This window comes from Streptomyces sp. NPDC047014 (assembly GCF_040644195.1).
In the GTDB taxonomy this organism is placed as follows: domain Bacteria; phylum Actinomycetota; class Actinomycetes; order Streptomycetales; family Streptomycetaceae; genus Streptomyces.
In genome coordinates this window covers 1-22,887 of sequence record NZ_JBEYVX010000070.1, presented here as the reverse complement: position 1 = coordinate 22,887, position 22,887 = coordinate 1, and the positions used below count along the sequence as shown (strand labels likewise).

The following is a 22,887-nucleotide window of genomic DNA, read 5'->3' as shown; positions in this document are numbered from 1 at the left end:
ATGCCGACCTGCCCGAACGGGCACCAGTCCGCCTCCGACGACTGGTGCGAGGTCTGCGGCCACCGCATGGGTACCGCCGAGGCACCCCCCGCGGTGCCCTCCTACGGCTACGGCTTCCCCCCGACCGCCGGTGACGCGACCGCCCAGGCGGAGCTCTGCCCGCAGTGCCGCACCCCGCGCGAGGCCATGGCCCCGTTCTGCGAGGAGTGCCGGTACAACTTCCTGACCCGCGCGGCCACCCCGTACACGCCCCCGGCGGCGGAGCAGGGCCCCGGGCCGGGGCCGCACCCGACCGGGGCGGGGGGCCGGGGCACGCCCCCGCCGCCCGTGCCCTCCCCCGGGGCCTACTCCCAGGACCACTTCGAGTACCAGGGCTCCCGCCCGTCCCGGGTGAACCGGCCGGCCGAACCGCTCCAGCGCGAGGACGACTGGCTGCTGCCGCCCCCGGCGCACGAGCCGTCCCACGAGTACCAGCAGCCCCCGCAGCCCCAGTACCAGCAGCAGCCTCCCGCGCCGCACCAGCGCGAGTACCAGCAGGAGTACCAGCAGCCGCAGCAGCCGCCGCAGTACCAGCAGCCCCCGGCCTCCGCTCCGCAGCACCACCAGCCCCTCCCGCCCCAGGGCGGCGGCTCCTGGTCCGCGACGATCGGCCCGGACCGCTCGTACTTCATGGCGATGATGCAGCGCAGCGGCCCCGAGGCCACCGGGCTCAACCTGCCCGCCTACTCCCCGGAGCAGCACCTTCCGCTGTCCGGCGGCCAGATCACCATCGGCCGCCGCCGCGCCTCCACGGGCGAGTCCCCCGACATCGACCTCTCGGTGCCGCCGGAGGACCCGGGCGTCTCCCACCAGCACGCGGTCCTGGTCCAGCAGCCGGACCTCACCTGGGCGGTGGTCGACCAGAACTCCACCAACGGCACCACGATCAACGGCGGCGAGGACCCGATCCAGCCGTACGTCCCGGTCCCGCTCGCCGACGGCGACCGCGTCCACGTCGGCGCCTGGACCACGATCACCATCCGCCGCGGCTGATCACACCTTCCCCAGGGGCCACACGTAGGGCCCCTGGGGATCGTCCAGCCAGGACCACTGGCCCTCCGGGCCCACCGACACCCCGAAGCGCTCCCGGGCCGGACGGCCCTCGCTGCGCCACAGGTCCAGCGCCTCCCGGGGGTGCAGCACCCCCTGGGTCAGCAGCAGCATGAACTGGAACCGCTCGTTCTCCACCAGTTCGTACGGCAGCCCGCGCGCCAGGGCCTCCTGATCGGGCGGCGGCGCCGCCGTGGCCCCGCGCAGCGGGACGAAGTAGGCCGCCGTGTGCAGGAAACGGCCCTCGGCGAAGCCCGCGTCCCGGACCGTGAGCGCGATCAGCCCGGTCGCCAGCGGCGACAGGATCCGTGCCCCGGGGCGGCACTGCGCCAGCCAGGCGGGCGGTACCAGCGGCAGCGTGCAGGTGACCAGGATCCGGTCGAAGGGGGCCCGGGCGGGGCAGCCGCGCGCCCCGTCCCCGGTGACCACGGCCGGGTGGTAGCCGAGGCGGGCCAGGTGGACCCGCGCGGACTCGGTGATCTCCTCGTCCAGGTCCACGGTGGTGACGTGCTCCTCGCCGAGGCGGTGGCAGAGCAGCGCGGCGTTGTAGCCGGTGCCCGCGCCGATCTCCAGGACATCGTCCCCGTCGCGTACGTCCAGCGCGGCCAGCATCTTCGCCATGAGGGAGGGCTGGCTGCTGGAGGAGACCAGCCGGCCGTCGCGCAGCCGGGTCGCGAGCGGGGTGTCCACGTAGACCCCGCGCAGCCAGCGGGCGCGGCGCTCGGGGTCGGGGTCCTCGGCCCACAGGCGCTCGTGGCCCGCCCCGCGGCCGGTCCAGAAGTAGGGGACGAACACGTGCCGGGGCACGGCCGCGAAGGCCGCCCGCCAGCGCGGGTCCTCCAGCACCCCGGCGGCGGTCAGCTCCCGCACCTGGGCGGCGTGCGCGGTCTCCCGCAGGTCCCGCGGCCCGGCGGGGGCGGCGGGCCCGGGGGCGGCGGTACCGGGGGGTGCGGTGCGCGGCGTACGTGGCGGGTGTGCGGCCATGCCTCCACTGTCCGCCGCCGGGGCCGCCCGTGCGAGCGCGCGGGGCTTCCGTACGGCTGCCCGCGCCTTCCGGACGAATCCCTGGGCGCCCCCGGGGCACGCCGGGCGTCTGAGACGATGGTCGGGTGAATGAGAATCCGCAGGAGACCCTTCAGGAGCAGACCTTCTACGAGCAGGTGGGCGGCGAGGCCACCTTCCGTCGCCTCGTGCGGCGCTTCTACGAGGGAGTCGCGGAGGACCCGCTGCTGCGCCCGATGTACCCGGAGGAGGACCTCGGGCCCGCCGAGGAGCGCTTCGCCCTGTTCCTGATGCAGTACTGGGGCGGCCCGACCACCTACAGCCGGCACCGGGGGCACCCGCGGCTGCGGATGCGGCACGCCCCGTTCCAGGTGGACACCGCGGCGCACGACGCCTGGCTGAAGCACATGCGGGTGGCGCTGGACGAGCTGGGCCTGGAGCCGGAGCACGAGGCGCAGCTGTGGAAGTACCTGACCTACGCCGCCGCCTCGATGATCAACACGGCGGGCTAGCAGCGCTTCCGGACCAGCGGTCAGACCGGGCGGACCTGGAGGGCTCCCAGGCCGCCGCCGACGCCGGGGCGGCGGGTGGCGACGGAGCCGTACGGGGTGCGCAGCCGCAGCCAGCTCCCGGCGGACAGCAGGGCCACCGGTTCGGCGCCCGCGCCCGATCCGGGGGCGGTGCCGGCGGCGGTCACCGCGGCCCGTACGGGACGCAGGAAGCCCAGGGACTGGGCGGCGTGCGCGACGCGCAGCGGCAGATCGGTGTCGCCGAGGGTACGGGACCAGATCTCGCGGCCGATACGGTCGCGCTGCGAGCGGGTCCGGTGCTGCGCGGGCAGGGCCTCGTCCCGGGCCCGGAACTCCGCGACGGCGGCGGCGACGGCCGCCCCGATCGCCCCGGGGGCGGGCAGTCCCGGCAGCCGGCTCCAGCCGCCGCGGGGCGGCAGTACGCCGGTCCAGGGCGGCCCGGTGACCGCGCCGGGCACGGTGGCCTCGGCCGGAGCCTCGTCCACGGACTCCAGGAACTCCCCCGCGGACACGGTCAGGTCCAGGGGCGCGGCGGCCGGCCGGGCGAGCCGTACCGTCCGCACGGCCAGCACCTCGAAGGAGGGCGGCCGGCCGAACACGGCCAGCGCGCCCCCGCCCGCCTGGAGGCGGACGGCGGCGGCGCGGTCGTAGTGCACCAGCCGCCCCAGGAAGGCGGCGAGGTCCGCCGCCTCCCCGGAATCGGCGAAGCGCAACTGCTCGTTCATGCCGCGATGGCCTCGGAACGCGGCTCGTCGAGGTATTCCTCGAGGAAGTGGCGCTCCTCGTCCGTGATGCGGCGGGGCCGCCCGGCGGCGAGGTTGTAGGGCACGACCACGGTCTCCGCGCGCACGTAGACGGTCTCGGGCCTGTCCTCGGTCGCCTCGTCCTTGACCTCGTAGCGGATGGTCAGGGACGCGGCGCCTATCCGGGTCACCCAGGATTCGATGAGGACCGGCTCGTGACGGTGCACGAGGGGCAGCTTGTAGTCGATCTCGTGGCGGGCCACGACGGATCCGCCCGTGAAGGACTCGCTGCCCTCGCCCGGCGCGAGGCGGAACATGAAGTCGATGCGCGCCTCCTCCAGGTAGCGGAGGAAGACGACATTGTTGACGTGCCCGAAGGCATCCATGTCCGCCCAGCGCAGTGGGCAGCGGTAGTGGTGTCTGGCCATGGCCGTGACCTCAGCTCTCCCTCAGCCTCGGGTGAGCTTCTTGTAGGTGGCGCGGTGCGGACGGGTCGCGTCCGGGCCGAGCCGCTCGATCTTGTTCTTCTCGTAGGACTCGAAGTTGCCCTCGAACCAGAACCACTTGGACTCACCCTCGTAGGCGAGGATGTGCGTGGCGACCCGGTCCAGGAACCAGCGGTCGTGGGAGACGACCACGGCCGCACCGGGGAACTCCAGCAGCGCGTTCTCCAGGGAGCCCAGGGTCTCGACGTCGAGGTCGTTGGTGGGCTCGTCGAGGAGCAGCAGGTTGCCGCCCTGCTTGAGGGTCAGCGCGAGGTTCAGGCGGTTGCGCTCACCACCGGAGAGCACACCGGCCGGCTTCTGCTGGTCCGGGCCCTTGAAGCCGAAGGCGCTGACGTACGCGCGGGACGGCATCTCGACGTTGCCGACGTTGATGTAGTCCAGCTCGTCCGACACGACCGCCCAGAGGGTCTTCTTGGGGTCGATGTTGGCGCGGCCTTGGTCCACGTACGAGATCTTGACGGTCTCGCCGACCTTGATCTCGCCGGAGTCCGGCTTCTCCAGGCCCTGGATCATCTTGAAGAGCGTGGTCTTGCCGGCGCCGTTCGGGCCGATGATGCCGACGATGCCGTTGCGCGGCAGCGTGAAGGACAGGTCGTCGATGAGGACCTTGTCACCGAACGCCTTGGAGAGGTTGTTGACCTCGACCACGATCGAGCCCAGACGCGGGCCCGGCGGGATCTGGATCTCCTCGAAGTCGAGCTTGCGCATCTTGTCGGCCTCGGCCGCCATCTCCTCGTAGCGGGCGAGGCGGGCCTTGGACTTGGCCTGGCGGCCCTTGGCGTTGGAGCGGACCCACTCCAGCTCTTCCTTGAGGCGCTTGGCGCGCTTCTCGTCCTTCTTGCCCTCGACCTTGAGACGCTCGGCCTTCTTCTCCAGGTAGGTGGAGTAGTTGCCCTCGTAGGGGTGGGCGCGGCCGCGGTCGAGTTCGAGAATCCACTCGGCGACGTTGTCGAGGAAGTAGCGGTCGTGGGTGACGGCCACGACGGCGCCCTTGTACTGGGCCAGGTGCTGCTCCAGCCAGTTCACGGACTCGGCGTCGAGGTGGTTGGTGGGCTCGTCGAGGAGCAGCAGGTCGGGGGCCTCCAGCAGCAGCTTGCAGAGGGCCACGCGGCGCTTCTCACCACCGGAGAGGTTGGTGACGGGCCAGTCGCCGGGCGGGCAGCCCAGGGCGTCCATGGCCTGCTCCAGCTGGGCGTCGAGGTCCCACGCGTTGGCGTGGTCCAGGTCGTCCTGGAGCTTGCCCATCTCCTCCATGAGCTCGTCGGTGTAGTTCGTCGCCATTTCCTCGGCGATCGCGTTGAACCGGTTGAGCTTCTGCTTGATCGGGCCGACGCCGTCCTCGACGTTCTCCAGGACCGTCTTGGACTCGTCGAGCTTCGGCTCCTGCATGAGGATGCCGACGGTGTAGCCGGGCGAGAGGAAGGCGTCGCCGTTGGACGGCTGCTCGATGCCCGCCATGATCTTCAGAACGGTGGACTTACCGGCACCGTTCGGGCCGACGACACCGATCTTGGCCCCCGGAAGGAAGTTCAGGAAGACGTCGTCGAGGATCACCTTGTCGCCGTGCGCCTTGCGCGTCTTGCGCATGGTGTAGATGAACTCAGCCAAGAGAAACCGTCCGGCAGATCGATGGTGGGCAGATACACCCCATCTTGCCGTACGTCCATACCCGCGGGCGAATGGGTAGGTCGGGGGGGCCGGGGGCGGGGCTCGGTGGCTGCGGGGTGGCGGTGGGGGCCGGGGTGGGGTGGCGGTGGGGGCCGGGTGGGGCTGCATCGTTCGGCCTATGGCGCTCTCGGTCCTGGGGAGGACGATCTTGCGGCGGGGGCGCGGGAGGGTGGATCCATGCGAACCGCCATCGGATACACCGTCGAAAGCATCGGCTACGTCATCGGGGCCCAGGGGTTCATCGGCTTCGCCTCGCGGGCCTTCTTCGGGGCGGAGGAGGAGTGGGGCTGGCTGCACAAGGTGGTGGACCTGCCGCCCGGGGGCTATCTGGGCATCCTGGCCGCGGGGCTGGTGCTGATCGCCGCCGGGGTGGGGACGCGCAAGACGCCCCGGCGGCGGGAAACGGCCTGACCCGGCGCGGGCGGGCCCGCGCCGGGCCGGTCCGGGCCCCGTCACGGGGGTGGGGCCCGGACCGGACCGGGGCGGGCCGGGCTCAGCGCGGGCGGTAGACCGTGAGGGCGTCGGGGAGGACGTCCAGGACCAGGCGGGCGGGGGCGTCGGCGTACTCGCCGTCGTAGGCGAGCGGCGTGCCCGCCGGGACGTCGCCGATGCGCAGGCTGCGCAGGTGGGTGGCGGCGTGGACCGGGGAGCGGCTGAGGGGCCCGGCGAAGGCGGCGGCGAGGAGCCGGGGGCCCGGGCGGCCGCCGCCGTAGACGACGCGGAGGTCGAGCAGGCCCTCGCCGAGGCTGTCGCGGCGCCGGGGGGCGGGGCCGGTGCCGTGGTAGGTGCCGTTGCCGGCGAAGAGCAGCCAGACGCTGCGGGGGCGGCCGGCGAGCCGCAGCCGTACGGGGCGCTGCGCGCGCAGCACCTTCCAGGACGCCAGCAGGGCGGCCGGGCCGCCGCCGATGCGGGGGGCCCAGCGCAGCCGGTGGCCGAGCAGTTCCGGGTAGGCGCCGATGCTGAAGGTGTTGAGGAAGTGGCCGGGCTCGCCGTCCGGGCCGGGGCCCGGGGAGAAGCGGCCGACGCCGACGCGGACGGCCTGGCCCTGGGCGACGGCCTCGCAGGTGTCCTCGACCCCGGCGAGGCCGAGGTCCATCGCGAAGTGGTTGAGGGTGCCGCCGGGGAACACGGCCAGCGGGACGCCGGCGCGGAGGGCGGCGGTGGCGGCGGCGTTGATCGTGCCGTCGCCGCCGCAGACCCCGAGGACGCTGGAGCGGGCGGCCGCGTCGGCGAGGGCGGGGAGCAGTTCCTCCCCGCCGCACTCGATCACCTCGGCCTTGGGCAGCCGGCGGCGCAGTACGTCGAGACCCGCGGCGGCGGCCGTACCGGAGCCGGTGTTGACCACCACGGTGAGCCCGGCTCCGTCGGGCAGCGCGGGGGCTCCGGGGGCGGGGCGCTCGTCGCCGGGGACGACCCGGGCCTCCTTGGCGTCGCGGGCGAGGCGGCGTACGACGAAGGCGGCGGCCACGCCGAGGGTCGCTCCGGCGGCCACGTCGGAGGGGTAGTGCACGCCGGTGTAGACCCGCGAGAAGGCCACGGAGGCGGCGACCGGCGCCAGTACGGCCCCCCAGCCCGGGGCGGCGAGCGCGACCCCGGTGGCGAAGGCGAAGGCCGAGGCGGAGTGCCCCGAGGGGAAGGAGGTCGTGGTGGGCTGCACGCGGAGCTGCCGCACGGCGGGCACGCCGTCCAGCAGCGGGCGGGGGCGGCGCACGGACCACTTGCCGACGGTGTTGATGGTCGAGGAGGCCAGCGCGAGCGAGGCGGCCCCGCGCACGGCGGCCTTACGGGCCCCGGCGGACCCGAAGACGGCGATGGCCGCGGCGGCCCCGCCCCACAGCACGCCGTGGTTCGCGGCCCGGCCGAGCCGCGGCAGCACCCGGTCGGCGCCGGGCCAGTGCCGCCGCGCGACGGCGTCGAAGAGCCGCCGGTCCCATCGCGCGAGGACCGCCGGCCAGGTCAGTTCTTGATCGCCCATTCCCTGCCCCTACCCCGCGAGCCAGTTCCAAACCGACGATAGAACCCGGGCCGCGGCCCCACCACCCCAGGCTTCCGGGGGGGGCAGGGAGCCGGGTCCACTACCCCTCGCCCTCCAGCGGGCGCTTGCGCAGGACCAGGACCACCAGGCCGCCCAGCACCACCAGGCCCACCGCCAGGGAGGCGATGACCGGGGTGGCCGAGGAGCTGCCGCTCGTGGCCAGCCGCTGCTCGTCCGCGGTGGTGGCCGTCGGCACGGGCGCGGTACGGGTGCCCAGGGCGGCCGGAGCCGCCGACGCCTCGGCCTCGGGGGCCGGGGGCCAGACCGCGGTGGCCACCGCCGCCGCCGCGGATTCGCTGGAGCCCGCCACGATCTGCGCCTGCGCCGGCACCCCGCTGGTGAAGACCCGGCCCACCGGGACCTTGGTCGCCCCCTGCACGGTGACCGAGGCCGTCCCGTCGGCGGTGCCCGCGGGAACCTCGAAATACAGCCGGCTGCCGTTGACGGCGTTCGTCAGGGGCTGCCCCTCGGCGTCCACCACGCGCACGCCCATGGCGACCGCCGCCGCGTCCGGCGTGACCGACACACTCCGCGCCCCGGTGCGCACCGTCACCGGCCCGAGGCGGGTGCCCACCGGCCCCGCGACCTCGCCCGGGTCCAGCGCCAGTGAGGCCGGCGGCTCGGGCAGCTGGCCCGCCGCGCGCTGGAGGTAGTCGGCCAGCTTCTCGGCCGCCGGGTCCGCCGCCTCCACCCGCGCGCCGTCCGCCAGCCGCCAGATCGCCACCTGGGTGCCCGCCGCCGCGCTCTCCGCGGTGAGCGCACCGGCCCCGGCCGCCTTCGCGAGCCCGGCCAGATCGTTCAGCTGGGGGTAGGAGTGCTCCAGCACCCAGCGGATCCGGCCGGCCTGCCCGTTGCCCGCGAGCGGGCTGCCGTTCCAGCCGCTCTCCGTGTACCGGGACTGCGGCTGGGCGTTGCCCGCCACCCCGACCCCGTAGGTCTGGAGCATGCCGCCGCCGTCGACCCGCATCTCGTAGAGCCCGGCGCGGAGCTGGCGCACCGAGCCGTCCCCGCCGCGCAGGACCGCCTGCCCGTACGTCTTGAGCCCGTCGAGCACGGCGCTCGCACCTTCGGGCACCCTGGCCGGGAGCGGGCCGGAGTCGGCGGCGGCCCGGGCTCCGGGCGCGGCCGTGAGGGCCGCGGCCAGCAGCGCGGCCGCCAGCGGCCGGCGCCCCGCCCCCCTCGGCCCGGCGGATCCCACGACAGGACCGGACGAGCGAGGAGGGCGAGCAGAGCGAGGAGGACAAGGAGAGCCAGGAGAGCCGGAAGAACCGGCGGTATCGGGAGAGCCAGGAAAGTCAGGAGAAGCAGGAGAATCAGGAGCGGAGGATGCGGGAACGGCAATCGACACAGTCTTCCCCTTCGGGCCGGAGGCCCAGGTGCCCGTGAGTACCGGGGAATCCTAACCGTCTCGAACACTCAGACCACCGCCGCCTTCTGAGTGCTCATCAGCGGAATGTCCGTCCTGACCACCCGCCGGAACGCGGCCGTGCCCCGGTTCAGGTCGTGCCCGATGGCGGTGGCGTCGATCTCCGCGGAGAACCACCGGTTCCCCTCGCCGTCGGGCGGATCCTCCCGGACCCGCAGCCGGCCGTGCACCACCAGCGGCTCCCCCACCGATACGGAACCCGCGAGATTCACCGCGAGCGTGCGCCGCGCCCACACCGTGTAGAAGCTGGTGGTCCCGTCGGCCCACACGTCCTTGCGGCGGTCGTAGTAGCGCGGTGTCACCGCGAACCGGAACCGCGCCGACGGCCCGTGTGCCGTGTCCTTGTAGTCCACCTGCGTCGCCACGCAGCCCACCAGCGTCACCTGGGTGTCATTCATCCCGGCCGCCCTCCCCCGTCGTCGTGCACCGCACGGACCATCCGTACGGGCTACGACCCATGCTGGGGCAGGCCGCCGTCCGGGTGCCGCGGCCTGTGGACAACGAGCCGGTTGTGGACAACCGGCTCACCCCTGCGGCTGAATCACGGCCGGCCGGGCACCCGCCGGGAACCGGCCCGCGCCCCGCCGCCGTTGGACTACTGACGCGTGGCGGACAAGCGGCTCCCACCGGCCGCCACGGTGGCGTACTGCTCGCGCACCTCCCGGTACCGCAGCAGCTCCGCCGCCACCGGCTCCAGCACCCGGGCCCGCCCGCACCCGGCCGCCGCCTGCCGCAGCCCCCGCTCCGCGTCCTGCCCGTAGCGGCGCGCCGGGCCGCGTGCCGCGATCGAGCAGGCCCATTCCACCAGCGGCCCACCGATGATGCCCGCCACCATCAGCAGCACCGGCGGCATCAGCTTCGGCTCCAGCACCCCGGCGATCTGCCCCACCAGCCACAGCCCGCCGTAGATCTGGAGCAGCGTCATCGCCGCCTGCGTCAGTACCGCCGCCGGCCACCACGCGGGCCGCGGCGGCTTGGCGCCGGGCTGCGCCACCGCCGCGCCGAGGGTCACCGCGATCTCGTCCAGCGCCTCCGGCAGCCGTTCCGCGCCCCGCACCGCGGTCTCCCGTACCGCCTGCGCCCAGGGCTCGGGCAGGCCGGTGGCCGCCTCGTCGGCGACGACCCGTACGGCCTGTTCCACCCGCTGGCGCGCGGTGACCTCCTGCTCGGCCGGACCCTCCGCGACCGTCTGGCCCCGCCCGCCGATCGCGGCCAGGGCGGCCAGCCCGGTCAGGGTGTGCGGCGCGCGCCGGTTCTCGTACCAGCGCCACAGCCGCAGCCACGGCGTGCCGCATGCCTTGCCCGCGTTGCGCCGCCAGGCCCGTTCCGCGGCGAGGCCCGCCGCGCTGGCGCCGACCGCCTCCGCGAGCCGGTCCTCGAACTGCTCGCGGGCGGCCTCCCCGATCTCCGGTCCGGGGTGCCCGTCGGCGACGTACAGCGGGCGCAGGCGCACGGCGGCCCGGTCGACGTCGGCGGAGATGCGCCGGGTCGCGGCCCCCTTCTCATGGGTGAACTGCCCGAGCATTTCGCGCAGTTCCCCGACGCCCTCGCCGGTCAGCGCGGACAGTCCGAGGACGGTGGCGCCCGGTTCGCCGTGCTCGCCGAGGGCGATGCCGTCCTCGTCCAGGAGGCGGCGCAGGTCGTCCAGGACCAGGTCGGCGGCCTCCCCGGGCAGCCGGTCCACCTGGTTGAGCACGACGAAGGTCACCTCGGCGTGCCCGGCCAGCGGGCGCAGGTAGCGCTCGTGCAGCACGGCGTCGGCGTACTTCTCCGGGTCCACGACCCACACCACCGCGTCGACCAGGGCCAGTACGCGGTCCACGTGCGCGCGGTGCGCGCCGACCGCCGAGTCCAGGTCGGGCAGGTCGACGAGGACCATCCCGCGCAGCGCCTCCGCCTCCGGCGTCTCGCGCGGGCGGCGCCGCAGCCGCCCCGGGATCTCCAGCCGGTCCAGCAGCCCGGCGGCCCCGTCGGACCAACTGCACGCGATGGGTGCGGCGGTGGTGGGACGGCGCAGTCCGGTCTCGGAGATCTGCACTCCGGCGAGTGAATTGAAGAGCGTGGACTTGCCGCTTCCGGTGGCTCCGGCGATCGCCACGACCGTGTGCTGCGGCGAGAGCCCGCGGCGTGCCGCGGCCTCGTCCAGGACCCGTCCGGCCTCCGCGAGGGTCTTCCCGTCGAGCCGGGTGCGGGAGAGTCCGACCAGCTGGCGCAGCGCGTCGAGCCGCTGGCGCAGGGCCTGCCCCTCGGGGCTGAGCGGCGGCGCGGGCGACTTCCCGCCGTCGCTGCCCGCTCCGGAGACGGCCCGTACGAGCGCGTCGTCGCCCGCGTCGCCCGCCTCGGCCGCGTCCTCCTCGGTCCCGCCGAGGGGACGGGGCCGCGAGCGCGCGATCAGGCCGTCGTCCCAGCGGTCGTCGGTGCGGTCGGTCAGGGCGGTCACCCGGTCACCTCTCCTTCTGCAGTACGGACAGCGCGGCGATCAGCTCGGCCTGGGGTTCGGGGGTCACTTCGAGGGCTTCCAGCGGGGCGAGCCGGCGGTCCCGTTCGGCGCGCAGCACCTGGTCGAGGTGGTCCCCGATCAGCTCCCCGCCCCGGTCGCGCAGCCGCAGGGCGGCCTGGGCGCCGATCCGTTCGGCGAGCTTCTCCCCGGCGGGCCGGGCCCGCCTGCCGCCGAGGAGGGCGGCGGCGAGCAGGGCGGCCACCCCGCCCGCGTCGGGCTGCGGCTGCTTGTCGAGCGTGGCCACCTCCTCCTCCGCCAGCTCCTCCAGGACGCGCCGCCAGCGGCGGACGGCCACGCCGATGCGCTCGCCGGCCTCCCGGTCGGGGGCGGGCAACGGCACCGCGCCGGAGGCCGGTTCGCGCCGCCACGCCTGCGCGATCCGCTCGTCGGCGGCGGCCACGGCGCACTGGAGCAGCGCGGCGAGGGATTCGGCCAGGGAGTCGAGCAGTTCGGCGGCGCTGGTGTCCAGGGGGTAGCCGCGCCAGCGAGTGAGGGCGTCCCCGGCCAGGACGGCCCCGCTGTCGAGGCGGCCCCGGACCCGCTTGCCCTCGCGCCGGTACGCGTCCTCCACCGCGGAGGTCAGCCGTACGGCGGCGGCGTGCTGGGCGGCCACCGCGGAGGCCAGTTCGGGCATCCGGCGCCGCAGCGAGTCCAGCGCGCCGAGGGCGGTGCGCCCGACGGCGTACTGGCGGGCGGCGGGGTCCTGCGCGTGGTGGGCGAGCCAGGCGGAGAGCGGGGCCACGGCGCTGGCGGGCAGCAGCCCGCCCCCGCCGGTGGACTCGGGCAGCTCGGGCACGGTGAACCGGGGTACGTCGCCCAGCCCGGCCTTGGTGAGCAGGGCCCCGTACTGGCGCGAGACCTCGGCGAGCACCTGGTGCGGGACCCGGTCGAGCACGGTGATGAGGGTGGCCCGGTACTGCTTGGCGGTGCGCAGCAGGTGCCAGGGGACGGCGTCGGCGTACCGCGAGGCGGTGGTGACCATCACCCAGACGTCGGCGGCGCAGATGAGTTGGGCGGCCAGGTTCCGGTTCTCGACGACGAGGGAGTCGATGTCGGGGGCGTCCAGGATGGCCAGTCCGCGCGGCAGGCTGGAGACGGTCTCGATCCGCATCTCGCGGGTCTCGTGCCCGCCGCCCCGGCCGCCGGGCCGGCCGCGGCCGCGCCCGGGGCCGTGCGAGCGGGCGGCGGAGGCGGACATCGGCGCCAGGTCCTCGTCCTCGTCGTGCGGCACCCAGACCCGCATGAGGTCGGGCAGCACCCGCATCCCGGCGAACCAGTGGTGGTCGTCCGGGTGGCAGACGAGCACGGGCGTGCGCGTGGTCGGCCGCAGCACCCCGGCTTCGCTGACCTGCCGGCCGACGAGGGAGTTGACGAGGGTGGACTTACCGGCCCCCGTGGACCCGCCGACGACCGCGAGCATCGGCGCCTCGGGCGCTTTCAGGCGCGGTACGAGATAGTCGTCCAGCTGCGCCAGCAGCTCGGCCCTGGTCTGGCGGGCCCTGGGGGCGCCGGGCAGGGGCAACGGCAGACGTACGGACGCGACCCGGTCGCGCAGGGCGGACAGGGCATCGAGCAGCTGAGGCCGAACATCCAAGGTCACCACATGCGAAGAATGCCCAATTTAGGACCATTTTTGAAGCTTATACGCCCTCTGCGCGCCGACCGCGACTCCAGTGGGACATTCCCGGCACCGCGGACGAGTGGGGCGCAGGCATAACGAGTGCACAACACCAGGGGCGTCGTGACGCAAAAGCGGTGCGAGAATCGCACCTGCCTGCGATTATCGGGACCGCTTCACCGAACCTCCACATCGTGGCCCGCGAGTGAAGCAACCGGGACAAGGCGACCGGAGCCCTATCCTTGACCCGGCACGGACCGCAGTCCCACCCCCACCAGGGGCTCCAGGCCCACCACGGCCACCTTCCGGCCCCCGTAGCTCAGTGGATAGAGCAGGCGCCTTCTAAGCGCTTGGCCGCAGGTTCGAGTCCTGCCGGGGGCACCTCTTCTCCAGCTGCCGAAGCCCTCCCTCCGTGGAGGGCTTTCGTGCAGGTCAGCGGGGTTTCGGTGAACTCCCGCACAGGCGGGCCGACATGCGGGCCGGGCGGGGCGATCGTACGGTGAGGAGGCAATGCGCCGGCGCGTCGTGCGCCGGTTCCCCTCCGCACCCGAAGGCGGAAACGAGCATGGCCACTGCCTCCGACGCCCCCGTTCTCGAAACGCTCGCCGCGATGACCCTCGACTCCATCGAGCACTGCCACATGGACCGGGAGACGCTGATCATCACCCGGATCGCCGCGCTCGTGGCGATGGACGCCCCCGCCATCTCCTACATGGCGCATATGGATCCCGCCATCAAGGCGGACATGACGGTGGAGAAGCTGCAGGACGTCCTCGTCGCGATCGCCCCCGTCGTCGGCACCGCGCGCGTCATGTCGGCCGCGGGCCATATCGCCCAGGCGTTCGGCGTCGCGATCGCCATGGCCGAGTCCGAGGCCGAGGCCATGGCGGCGGCCGAGTCCCGGAGCCAGGGCGGGCGCTGAGCCCCCGCGGATACCGAGCCGCCGTCAACGGGTCTTCGGAACAGACCCGTTGACGGCGGCACCGAACCCTGTTCGGGGGTGACCCCTCTTGCTGTTCCCCCATCGCGCCGACGCCGGCGAGCGTCTGGCCGCCGCGCTGCGGCATCTGGAGGGCGAGCGTCCGGTCGTGCTGGGCCTGCCCCGCGGTGGGGTCCCCGTGGCCTTCCGGGTGGCGCGGGCCCTGGGCGCCCCGCTCGATGTGATCGTCGTACGCAAGCTCGGCGTCCCGCATCACAAGGAGCTCGGCTTCGGCGCCATCGGGGAGGGCGGGGTACGGGTGATCAGCGAGGACATCCTCCGGATGAGCCGCCTCGGGCCGCGGGAGGTGGCGGAGGTCGAGCACGCCGAGGAGGCGGAGCTGGCCCGCCGCGCCCGCGCCTTCCGCGGCGACCGGCCGAGGGTGCCGCTCGACGGACGGACCGTGGTCGTCGTGGACGACGGGATCGCGACCGGCGCCACGGCCGCCGCCGCCTGCCAGGTGGTCCGGGCCCAGGGCGCGGCCCATGTGGTGCTGGCCGTGCCGGTGGCGGCCCCGGACTCGCTCGCCCGGCTCCGCGACGCCGCCGACGAGCTGGTGTGCCTGTCCGCGCCGCCCTCCTTCCGGGCGGTCGGCGAGTGGTACGAGGACTTCGCGCAGACCTCCGACGAGGAGGTCGTCACCCTGCTGGCGCGGGCGGCGGCCGCGTCCCGGTCCGCCACGGCCACCCCCGTCGAGGTGGACGCCGGCGGCCTCACCCTCGCCGGGGACCTCGCCCTGCCCGTGGGCGCCGCAGGGGTGGTGATGTTCGCCCACGGCTCCGGCAGCGGCCGCCGCAGCCCGCGCAACCGGTCGGTGGCGGCGGAGCTGAACCGGGCCGGGCTCGGCACCCTCCTCTTCGACCTGCTCACGCCCGCCGAGGAGGGCGACCGCGCCAACGTCTTCGACATCGGCACCCTGGCCGCCCGGCTCACCGAGGCCACCGTCTGGCTGCGCCGCCGCGCGCCCGTCCCCGTCGGCTACTTCGGGGCGAGCACCGGGGCGGCCGCCGCGCTGTGGGCCGCGTCCGGGGCCGGGGCCGACATCGGCGCCGTGGTCTCCCGCGGCGGCCGCCCCGATCTCGCCGCCGGGCACCTGGGCGGCGTACGGGCGCCCACGCTGCTCGTGGTGGGCGGTGAGGACACGACCGTGCTCGACCTCAACCGGCGGGCGCGCGAGGAGCTGCGCTGCGAGAACCGGATGGAGATCGTCCGCGGCGCCACCCACCTCTTCGAGGAGCCGGGCGCGCTGGACGAGGTGTCCCGGCTGGCCCGCGACTGGTTCGTCCGCCACCTGCTGCCCTGAGTCGAGTCCGGTGGAGGTGCCACGCGGCGCCCGGCGCGCGACCATGGGGGCATGGAGCAGGCGTCCGTACGGGATGCCAGCGCCCCGGCGCGCGTCGCGCCGGCCGGTGAGGGCATCAGCCAGGAGGAACTGGCGCTCGCGGCCCGCAACCACGGCCTCCCGATGGAGGCCCTGCGCTACGAGGTCACCCCGCCCGGGCTGCACTACGTCCTGGTCCACTACGACATCCCCGCCACCGGCGAGGAGGACTGGAAGCTGGCCGTCCGCGGGCTGGTCCGTACGCCGCTGTCGCTGGACCCGGCCGCCCTGCGCGGGCTCCCGGCCGTCACCCACCGGGTCACCATGGAGTGCGCGGGCAATGGCCGGGCGCTGCTGTCGCCCCGGCCGGTGAGCCAGCCGTGGCTGGCCGAGGCGGTGGGCACGGCCGACTGGACCGGCGTACCGCTGCGTCTGGTCCTGGCCGCGGCGGGCGTACGGCCGGAGGCGGTGGAGGCCGTTTTCACCGGGGCCGACCACGGGGTGGAGCGCGGGGTCGAGCAGGACTACCGGCGCAGCCTGCCGGTGGCGACGGCCACCGGGGAGGACAGCGGGGTGCTGCTGGCGTACGCCATGAACGGCCTGCCGCTGCCGCCGCAGCACGGGTATCCGCTGCGGCTGGTCGTCCCCGGCTGGTACGGCATGGCACACGTCAAATGGCTCCGCGAGATCACCCTGGTCGACGCCCCGTACACCGGATTCCAGCAGTCCGTGGCCTACCGCTACCGGCGCGCCGACGAAGCCTCGGACGCCCCCGGCGAGCCCGTCACCCGGATCGCGCCGCGCGCCCTGATGGAACCGCCCGGCTTCCCGGACTTCATGTCGCGCACCCGGATCGTGCGCCCCGGTCCCGTACGGCTCCGGGGGCGGGCGTGGTCGGGGTACGGGGCCGTCGTACGGGTGGAGGTGAGCGGCGACGGGGGCCGGAGCTGGACGGCGGCCGAGGTGGAACCGCGCGGTCCGCATCCCTGGGCCTGGCAGGCGTGGACCTGCGGGTGGGAGGCCGCGCCGGGCCGCCACACGCTCACCGTCCGCGCCACGGACGCCACGGGCCGCGGGCAGCCGCTCGAACAGCCGTGGACCTGGGGCGGCTTCGGCAACAACCTCGTGCAGCGCGTGCCCGTGCTGTGCTGCTGAGCCGCGTCAACCGCCCGCGGAGGCGGCGAGCAGGGCCTCGGCCGCGGCGGTACGGGCGTACAGCACGCAGCGCCCGGCCCGGTGCGCGCTGACCAGGCCCGCGCCGCGCAGGGCGGTGAGGAACTGGGACACACCGGGCGCCGACAGCCCTGTACGGCGGGCGAGTTCGGTGGTGGTCGCCGGGGATTCCAGCTCGGCCAGCAGCAGCGCCCGCGAACGGCCGAGGACGGCGGCGAGGGCACCGCCGGGGGCGCCGGGCCGCGCCTCCCACAGGGCGCCGGTGCCGCGCGCCGGATAGGCCAGCTGCGGCGGATCGGACGGCGTGACCCGGGTGAAGGGGACCGGGCCGGTGAACACGGACGGGATCAGCAGGAGCCCTGTGGCGGTGCCCCGCCGGGACAGCGGCCGGTGCCGCCCGGAAAGGCGCAGGGTGCTGTCGTCCCAGCTCACGGAGGTGTGGAGCTCGTTGAAGAGGTGGCCGGCTCCGTGCTCGGCGACCTGGCGGGTGCGGTGGAAGACGTCGGCGTCGAGGACGGCGCGGATCCGGGCCCAGTAGGGGGCCAGGCCCAGATCCCAGTAGGCGCTGATCGCCTCGGTGAGGCCGGACAGGTCGCCGGGACTGTCGTGGAGGGCGCGCAGGTGGGGGCCGAGGGAGCCCTGCTCGTGCGCGAGGCGGTCCAGGTCCGCGCGGACCCGCCCGGGGGGTGTGGCGCGGATCGCGGCCAGTTCCTCCGCCAGGGTGGGGGCCGGGCCGGCGGGGACGGGGTTGAGGAAGTCGGGAACGTAGCCGGTGGGCGGCACCAGTTCGGCCAGCGGACCCCGGTCGAGACCGGCGGCCGCCAGCCGCGGCCGCACCTGCCCGGCCCACCTGCGGTGCACGGGGTCGTCACGGCCCGAGCGGAGCAGGCGCATGCTCGGGCCGACCTCCCACATGGGCGAGACGGCGAAGCGCATGCGGGCGAGATCGCCGGCCGAGAAGGCGAGTTCGGCCCGCACGCGTAACCTCCGGGATTAATGGATGACTTAATCGATGGGCGGGCAGCCTATCGGGCGGTCATCCTCCCGGCATGACTTCAGAGACGACTGCTATGACCACCAGGGCGACTGCCGCGGCGGCGGGCACCTGGGTGCTCGGCGACCGCACGGTCAACCGGCTCGGATTCGGCGCGATGCGCCTGCCCCAGAGCGGCGAGGCGCTCATCGGCGACGCCGTGCCGCGCGACCGTGAACGCGCCGTCGACGTGCTGCGCCGCGCGGTGGACCTCGGTGTGAACCACATCGACACCGCCGCCTTCTACTTCTCGCCGCTGCGCTCCGCCAACGAGCTGATCAGCCGCGCGCTGGCCCCGTACCCGGAGGACCTGGTCCTCGCCACCAAGGTGGGGCCGGGCCGCGACCCGTCCGGGGAGTGGATACCGCACGCCCGGCCCGAGCAGCTGCGCGGGCAGGTCGAGGAGAACCTGCGGCAGCTCGGGCGGGACCACCTCGACGTGGTGAACCTGCGCATCGTCGGCTCGGATTCGATCGCCGAGCGCTTCGGGGCGCTGGCGGAGCTCCGGCAGGCCGGCCTGATCCGCCACCTGGGGCTGTCGAACGTACAGCCCCACCATCTGGCCGAGGCCCGGGCCATCGCGCCGGTGGTCTGCGTGCAGAACATGTACGGGATCGGCGTACGGCCCGAGGAGGAGGCGTTCGTACGCACCTGCGGCGAACTGGGCATCGCCTACGTGCCGTTCTACGCGATCGCCGGTACGGGCCGGGAGGGCGGCGCGGGCGCCGGGGGCGCGGAGCACCCCGAGGTGCTGGCCGTCGCCCGCGCGCACGGGGTGAGCACGGCGCGGGTGCGGCTGGCGTGGACCCTCGGGCAGGGGGCGCACGTCCTGGCGATCCCGGGGACCGGGGACCCGGACCACCTGGCGGACAACGTGGCGGCGGCGGCCCTGCGGCTGTCGCCGGAGGCCCTGGGGCGGCTGGAGGCGGCTCACCGGGGGTAGCGGGGGCAGGGTGGAGGGGCGGGGTGGAGGGGGGGGCGGGATCAGGGTCAGGATCAGGAGATGCCGAGGAGCCTGACGGCCTGGTAGTAGGTCCAGGCGGTGCCCTCGCAGGAGTTCCTGAGGTTGCCCGAGTACTGGGTGCAGACGGCCTTCATATCGGCGTGGAAGGCCAGGTCCAGGCGGGACTTGGCGGCCGGGAAGGTGCCTGCGGCGCGGTAGTTGCGGTAGCCGAAGTCGTGGCGGGCGCAGGCCGCGGCGAAGGGGAAGCCGAAGGGGTTGTCCGGGGAGGAGGTGCAGTAGTCGGTGGACCAGTCGAAGGCGTACGCCGCCCAGGTGTCGCGGTGGGCGCGGGCGTCGGCCCAGGCGTTGCGGCTGGCGGCGTCGGGCTGCGTCCAGCGGCTCAGGACCTGCGGCTTGTCGGCAGGCACGGCGGGCGCCGCCCAGGCGGCGGGGGCGAGGGCGAGCACGGCGGTGGCGGCGGCGGTGGCGAGGGCGGGGAGGAGACGGCGGCGCATGGGGGTCCTCGGGGGGTGGACGGGGCGGAGCGGGTCGGGGCGGGGCGGAGCGGGTCGGTCGGTTCGGGAGCGGAACGCATCCCTCCGGGCAACGGGCCCGACCGCCCGCCGGTTACTGCACGCTGCCGTTTCCTGACCGGCACCCCTCCCAGGTATGACACCGTGTGAGACCTACGGCGCAAGCCGGATTCGTTCTGGGGAGGGACGCGCGGGGCGGGTGTCCCGGTCGAGACTGGTAGGCATGAACCGCCGTCCGCTCGTCATCGCCGCCGCAACCGTGGGAGTCCTCGCCACCGCCGCCTTCGCGCTGCCGAACCTCCCGCCCAACCCCGTGACCGACACGATCGACCACAAGGTGTACAAGGAGAAGGGCAAGCGCTTCGCCACCGCCTCGGACGCACCGGGGCGGGCGGAGGCCGCGTTCGCGCTGCCGTCGTGGATACCGAAGGACGCGACCGACGTCCGAATACGCGTCCACACGAAGGGCGAGGCCCGGCTGATCCGCTTCACCCTGGGCAAGACCCCGCTCGACGGCCCGCAGTGCACGGCGGGCACGCCGAAGAAGCTCGGGGACCCGGAGCTGCACGCCAAGTGGTGGCCGGGAGCCCTGCGCGCCGGGGTGCGCTCCGAGTGCCGCGACGCCCACCAGTACCAGGTGGCCATACGCGGGAAGCGTGTCTACGCCTGGACCGACGGCACGCCGGCCCCGGCCACCCAGCTCCAGCAGGTGTCCCACCGCTGACCGCCGGGCCCGGTCGGGAGCGGCGTCCCGGGGCCACTGCCCCCGCCGCCGCCCACGCCGCTGCCCCACCCCGAGCCGACCGGTCGGCGGGGCGGACACGCCCGGGGCGCGTCCGGGGAGTGGGGTGTCGTGGGGCCAGTTGGCGGACCCTCCGTGCGGGTGGGGGCTCGCTCGTCGAGCATCGGCCGCATGAGCCCCCTCGCCCCGCTGGTCCCCGCCCTCGCGCTGGTCGCGGCGGCCGCCACGGCCACCGTCGCCCCGGTCCCGCGCGCCGAAGCCCCCCTCGGTGCCTACGTCGTCCTCCTCAAGGACACCGCCTCGCGCGCGCCGACCCGCGCCGTGGTCGCCGAGATCACGGAGCCGGGCGACCGGGTCGGGCACGTGTACGAGTCGGCCTTGAGCGGGTTCGCCGTCCGGACCACCGCCGCGCGGGCCGTCGCGCTGGCCGCCGATCCCCGGGTGGCCTCGGTCGAGCCGGATGCCGAGTTCCGGGTCGCCCCGGACGCCGCACCCGCCCCGGACGCCGCCCCTGCCCCAGGCGATGTACCGCCGCAGTCCCCGGCGCCCTGGGGGCTGGACCGGATCGACCAGCGCGAGCTGCCGCTGGACGGCTCGTACGCGTACGGGACGAAGGCCGCGGGTGTCACCGTCTACGTGCTCGACACCGGGATCAACACCGGCCACGCGGAGTTCGGCGGGCGGGCGCGGAACGGCTACAACGCGGTGTGGATGGAGGGCTCCCGCGACTGCAGCGGCCACGGCACGCATGTGGCGGGCACCGTGGGCGGGGCGACGTACGGGGTGGCGAAGGGGGTCTCGCTCGTCGCGGTGAAGGTGGCCGGCTGCCGCGGCTCCGGCAGGCTGTCCGGGATGGTCAAGGGGCTCGACTGGGTGGTCAAGGACGCCGCCCGGAAGCCGGCCGTACCGGCGGTGGCCAATATGAGCATGGGCGGCGGCCGCAGCCGGGCCCTGGAGGCGGCGGTGGCCCGCGTCGTCGCCTCCGGGATCACCTTCACCGCGGCCGCCGGCAACGGCGGCAAGGACGCCTGCGGGGGATCCCCGGCCGTGGTCCCGCAGGCCCTCACGGTGGCCGCGACGGACGCCGCCGACCGGCGCGCCCGCTTCTCCAACTACGGGCCCTGCGTGGACCTCTCGGCTCCGGGCGTGGCCGTCACCTCCGCCTGGAAGGGCTCCGCCACGGCGACCGCCCGCTCCTCCGGCACCTCGATGGCCGCCCCGCACGTGGCGGGGGCCGCCGCGCTGGTCCTCGCGCAGGGCCTCGCCAGGACCCCGGCGCAGGTGGCGGAGGTGCTGCGGCGGAGCGCCGTACCGGACCGGATCACCGGGCTCCCGGCCGGCACCCCGAACCTGCTCCTGCACACCCCGCCGGCCGCTCCCGCTCCCACCCCCGCCCCTTCCCCCGCCCCCTGACACACCACCCGCACTTTCACCCCCGACCCCGACCGGTCGGTACGCGATGGGCCATCAGACCTCCCCTGATGGCCCATCAATGTGTGTGCGCTTCGGGAGAAAGCAAGGCATTGACTTCTCATCACCGTGACGCGTCAATAACGGCCACCGCACCGGCTCGGCCTCCCCCACACAGCGGGTGGGGGGAGGGGTTCGTCATGACGAAGGAGTCGCGACCCAGTGAGTACGAGAACCCTCAGACGAAAAGTGCTGGCCGGAGCCGGGGCCCTCTCCCTGGCCCTGACGGGCGGAGTGATGGGCCTGGCGGGCTCCGCGCAGGCCGCGACCAAGACCACCAGCGTCTTCGAGAACTGCGACGCCCCCGCCCCGCAGCCCGACGGCTCGGGCAACCAGAACTGGACGGTCACCCTCCCCGACGGCGCCAAGGCGGGCGACGTCGTCCCCGTCACCATCGACCCGGGCGCGAGCCCGCTGATCCCCGGCTTCTCCGTCACCACGGTGAACACCACCAAGCTCACCCTCAAGGTCGGCACCACCACCCAGGTGGTGACCAGCCCGCCGGAGACCGTCTCGGTCGTCGCGGGCCAGCCACTCGACCCCAAGCCGTTCTCCGGAACGATCCGGATCCCGGACGGTACGGAGGGCACCTCGGTCAGCGTGGCCCTGGACCTGGCGGTGACCGACGCCGACCTCTCCGGCTCCGTCTTCACCACCACCTGCACCCCGGCCCCGCGCCCCAGCGCCTCCCTCGGCTCGGTCGCCGTCGAGTCCCTGCCCAAGGACCCGGTCACCACCAGGCTCACGCCCAACAGCGGCGCGGCGGGCACCGCCGTGGTCGTCGACGGCGCCAACTTCCCCGCCGGGCCCGTCACCTGCTCCGCCCTGCTCGCGGGGACGGCGACCGGTGACACCGGCACCGGTACGGCCACCGCCTCCGGCGCCGCCACCTGCGCGATCACCGTCACCAAGAAGGCCGACGCGATCCGGATCGACGGTTCGGTGACCCCGTACAAGGCGTTCGTGTTCCTGGAGGACCAGCCCGGGGTGAAGAACCCGGTCGACGTCGAGGTCCTGCCCGGACCGCTGTCCCTCGGCCCGAAGGACGGCCAGCCGGCCGTCAGCTTCGGCTCGGTCACCATCAACGGCAAGGCCCAGTCGGTGGTCGGCGTCTTCAACGCCGCGACCGTCCAGGACTTCCGCGGCGGTTCCCTCGGCTGGGATGTGACGGCGACGCGTACGCCGTTCCTGAACCAGGCGACCGGACACTCGATGCCGAAGGCGCAGATCGGCATCCAGCCGACCTGCACCGTCACCAACCCGGACAGCCCGAGCACCTGCACGGCGGGCATGCCCGGCGCGATCACGGACGTCCCGATGAAGGTGGCCTCGCAGGCGGCCGGCGGGGACGAGCTGACCGGCGGTGAGTTCGCCGTCGGCGGCGCCGGGATGATCCAGCTCCCGCCCTTCATGTTCGCGGACACCTACCAGACGGTCGTCACCTTCTCGATCGCCTGACCTGCCCGGCTCACCCGCATGGCTTCCCCGCCACGGTGGTGGGGGGGGGCCCCGCCGGCCCCCCCCCCCCCCCCCGCCCCGCCCGCCCCGCCGCCCGCCCGCCGCCCCCGCCCCCCCC

The 22,887-nt window shown here is 74.7% G+C and carries 21 protein-coding genes and 1 tRNA gene; 11 read left to right on the top strand and 11 right to left on the bottom strand.

The features are described 5' to 3' along the window. Positions 1 to 1,032: an FHA domain-containing protein gene (locus tag ABZ873_RS26820; RefSeq protein WP_360876763.1), complete on the top strand. Its 1,032-nt coding sequence runs from the start codon at positions 1 to 3 to the stop codon at positions 1,030 to 1,032. On the opposite strand, the gene ABZ873_RS26815 is transcribed toward ABZ873_RS26820, so the two are convergent. Continuing rightward, positions 1,033 to 2,073, bottom strand: coding sequence for a methyltransferase domain-containing protein (locus ABZ873_RS26815; protein WP_360876760.1), 1,041 nt, complete (start codon positions 2,071 to 2,073; stop codon positions 1,033 to 1,035). It abuts the gene before it with no gap. Between the two features lie 125 nt (positions 2,074 to 2,198). Here ABZ873_RS26815 and ABZ873_RS26810 point away from each other — a divergent pair, with 125 nt between their 5' ends. Next, on the top strand, positions 2,199 to 2,603 hold the full coding sequence (locus ABZ873_RS26810) for a globin (RefSeq protein WP_360876757.1): 405 nt from the start codon (positions 2,199 to 2,201) through the stop codon (positions 2,601 to 2,603). 20 nt (positions 2,604 to 2,623) lie between these two features. Here ABZ873_RS26810 and ABZ873_RS26805 read toward each other — a convergent pair whose 3' ends face one another. The 3 genes from ABZ873_RS26805 to ettA are packed head-to-tail and all read right to left on the bottom strand — an operon-like array spanning position 2,624 to position 5,478. Then, positions 2,624 to 3,346: a hypothetical protein gene (locus ABZ873_RS26805; RefSeq protein ID WP_360876754.1), complete on the bottom strand. Its 723-nt coding sequence runs from the start codon at positions 3,344 to 3,346 to the stop codon at positions 2,624 to 2,626. After that, positions 3,343 to 3,792 (bottom strand): thioesterase family protein, encoded by a 450-nt coding sequence (locus ABZ873_RS26800; protein WP_360876751.1) that lies wholly within the window; start codon positions 3,790 to 3,792, stop codon positions 3,343 to 3,345. The genes ABZ873_RS26805 and ABZ873_RS26800 overlap by 4 nt, the downstream gene beginning before the upstream one ends. 21 nt (positions 3,793 to 3,813) lie before the next feature. Then, on the bottom strand, positions 3,814 to 5,478 hold the full coding sequence (ettA, locus tag ABZ873_RS26795) for an energy-dependent translational throttle protein EttA (RefSeq protein WP_078906349.1): 1,665 nt from the start codon (positions 5,476 to 5,478) through the stop codon (positions 3,814 to 3,816). Between the two features lie 237 nt (positions 5,479 to 5,715). Between ettA and ABZ873_RS26790 the strand changes: the two genes are divergently transcribed. Next, the gene (locus ABZ873_RS26790; protein ID WP_360876748.1) at positions 5,716 to 5,949 is read left to right on the top strand and encodes a hypothetical protein; all 234 of its coding nucleotides are present in this window, start codon (positions 5,716 to 5,718) and stop codon (positions 5,947 to 5,949) included. Positions 5,950 to 6,031: 82 nt separating this feature from the next. On the opposite strand, the gene ABZ873_RS26785 is transcribed toward ABZ873_RS26790, so the two are convergent. The 5 genes from ABZ873_RS26785 to ABZ873_RS26765 form a co-directional block, all read right to left on the bottom strand. Then, a complete protein-coding gene (locus ABZ873_RS26785; protein ID WP_360876745.1) occupies positions 6,032 to 7,513 on the bottom strand; it encodes a phosphatase PAP2 family protein in 1,482 nt (493 codons plus the stop codon). A 100-nt stretch (positions 7,514 to 7,613) separates the two neighbouring features. Further along, on the bottom strand, positions 7,614 to 8,771 hold the full coding sequence (locus ABZ873_RS26780; protein WP_360876742.1) for a thioester domain-containing protein: 1,158 nt from the start codon (positions 8,769 to 8,771) through the stop codon (positions 7,614 to 7,616). Positions 8,772 to 8,989: 218 nt separating this feature from the next. Next, entirely contained in the window at positions 8,990 to 9,397 is a 408-nt protein-coding gene (locus ABZ873_RS26775; protein ID WP_360876739.1) for a single-stranded DNA-binding protein, read from the bottom strand. A 197-nt stretch (positions 9,398 to 9,594) separates the two neighbouring features. Continuing rightward, positions 9,595 to 11,439, bottom strand: coding sequence for a GTPase (locus ABZ873_RS26770; protein WP_360876737.1), 1,845 nt, complete (start codon positions 11,437 to 11,439; stop codon positions 9,595 to 9,597). Positions 11,440 to 11,443: 4 nt separating this feature from the next. Beyond that, positions 11,444 to 13,093, bottom strand: coding sequence for a dynamin family protein (locus ABZ873_RS26765; RefSeq protein WP_360876734.1), 1,650 nt, complete (start codon positions 13,091 to 13,093; stop codon positions 11,444 to 11,446). Positions 13,094 to 13,425: 332 nt separating this feature from the next. On the opposite strand from ABZ873_RS26765, the gene ABZ873_RS26760 reads away from it, so the two are divergent. The 4 genes from ABZ873_RS26760 to ABZ873_RS26745 all read left to right on the top strand — a co-directional run bounded on the left by ABZ873_RS26760 (position 13,426) and on the right by ABZ873_RS26745 (position 16,572). Next, positions 13,426 to 13,498, top strand: a tRNA-Arg gene (locus ABZ873_RS26760). Between the two features lie 184 nt (positions 13,499 to 13,682). Further along, on the top strand, positions 13,683 to 14,039 hold the full coding sequence (locus ABZ873_RS26755; protein ID WP_360876731.1) for a carboxymuconolactone decarboxylase: 357 nt from the start codon (positions 13,683 to 13,685) through the stop codon (positions 14,037 to 14,039). Positions 14,040 to 14,127: 88 nt separating this feature from the next. Further along, complete coding sequence (locus ABZ873_RS26750; protein ID WP_360876728.1) at positions 14,128 to 15,399, top strand: phosphoribosyltransferase family protein; 1,272 nt, start codon at positions 14,128 to 14,130, stop codon at positions 15,397 to 15,399. Positions 15,400 to 15,450: 51 nt separating this feature from the next. Next, positions 15,451 to 16,572 (top strand): sulfite oxidase, encoded by a 1,122-nt coding sequence (locus ABZ873_RS26745; RefSeq protein ID WP_360876725.1) that lies wholly within the window; start codon positions 15,451 to 15,453, stop codon positions 16,570 to 16,572. A gap of 6 nt (positions 16,573 to 16,578) precedes the next feature. On the opposite strand, the gene ABZ873_RS26740 is transcribed toward ABZ873_RS26745, so the two are convergent. After that, the gene (locus ABZ873_RS26740; RefSeq protein WP_360876722.1) at positions 16,579 to 17,568 is read right to left on the bottom strand and encodes an ArsR family transcriptional regulator; all 990 of its coding nucleotides are present in this window, start codon (positions 17,566 to 17,568) and stop codon (positions 16,579 to 16,581) included. A gap of 71 nt (positions 17,569 to 17,639) precedes the next feature. On the opposite strand from ABZ873_RS26740, the gene ABZ873_RS26735 reads away from it, so the two are divergent. Then, positions 17,640 to 18,566, top strand: a complete 927-nt coding sequence (locus ABZ873_RS26735; protein ID WP_360876719.1) for an aldo/keto reductase — start codon at positions 17,640 to 17,642, stop codon at positions 18,564 to 18,566. Positions 18,567 to 18,619: 53 nt separating this feature from the next. Here ABZ873_RS26735 and ABZ873_RS26730 read toward each other — a convergent pair whose 3' ends face one another. Further along, on the bottom strand, positions 18,620 to 19,081 hold the full coding sequence (locus ABZ873_RS26730; RefSeq protein WP_360876716.1) for a phospholipase: 462 nt from the start codon (positions 19,079 to 19,081) through the stop codon (positions 18,620 to 18,622). Positions 19,082 to 19,322: 241 nt separating this feature from the next. Here ABZ873_RS26730 and ABZ873_RS26725 point away from each other — a divergent pair, with 241 nt between their 5' ends. The 3 genes from ABZ873_RS26725 to ABZ873_RS26715 all read left to right on the top strand — a co-directional run bounded on the left by ABZ873_RS26725 (position 19,323) and on the right by ABZ873_RS26715 (position 22,769). Then, positions 19,323 to 19,823 (top strand): hypothetical protein, encoded by a 501-nt coding sequence (locus ABZ873_RS26725; protein WP_360876713.1) that lies wholly within the window; start codon positions 19,323 to 19,325, stop codon positions 19,821 to 19,823. 189 nt (positions 19,824 to 20,012) lie between these two features. Next, positions 20,013 to 21,254: a S8 family serine peptidase gene (locus tag ABZ873_RS26720; RefSeq protein WP_360876710.1), complete on the top strand. Its 1,242-nt coding sequence runs from the start codon at positions 20,013 to 20,015 to the stop codon at positions 21,252 to 21,254. 219 nt (positions 21,255 to 21,473) lie between these two features. Then, complete coding sequence (locus tag ABZ873_RS26715; RefSeq protein WP_360876707.1) at positions 21,474 to 22,769, top strand: hypothetical protein; 1,296 nt, start codon at positions 21,474 to 21,476, stop codon at positions 22,767 to 22,769. Positions 22,770 to 22,887 lie beyond the last annotated feature (118 nt).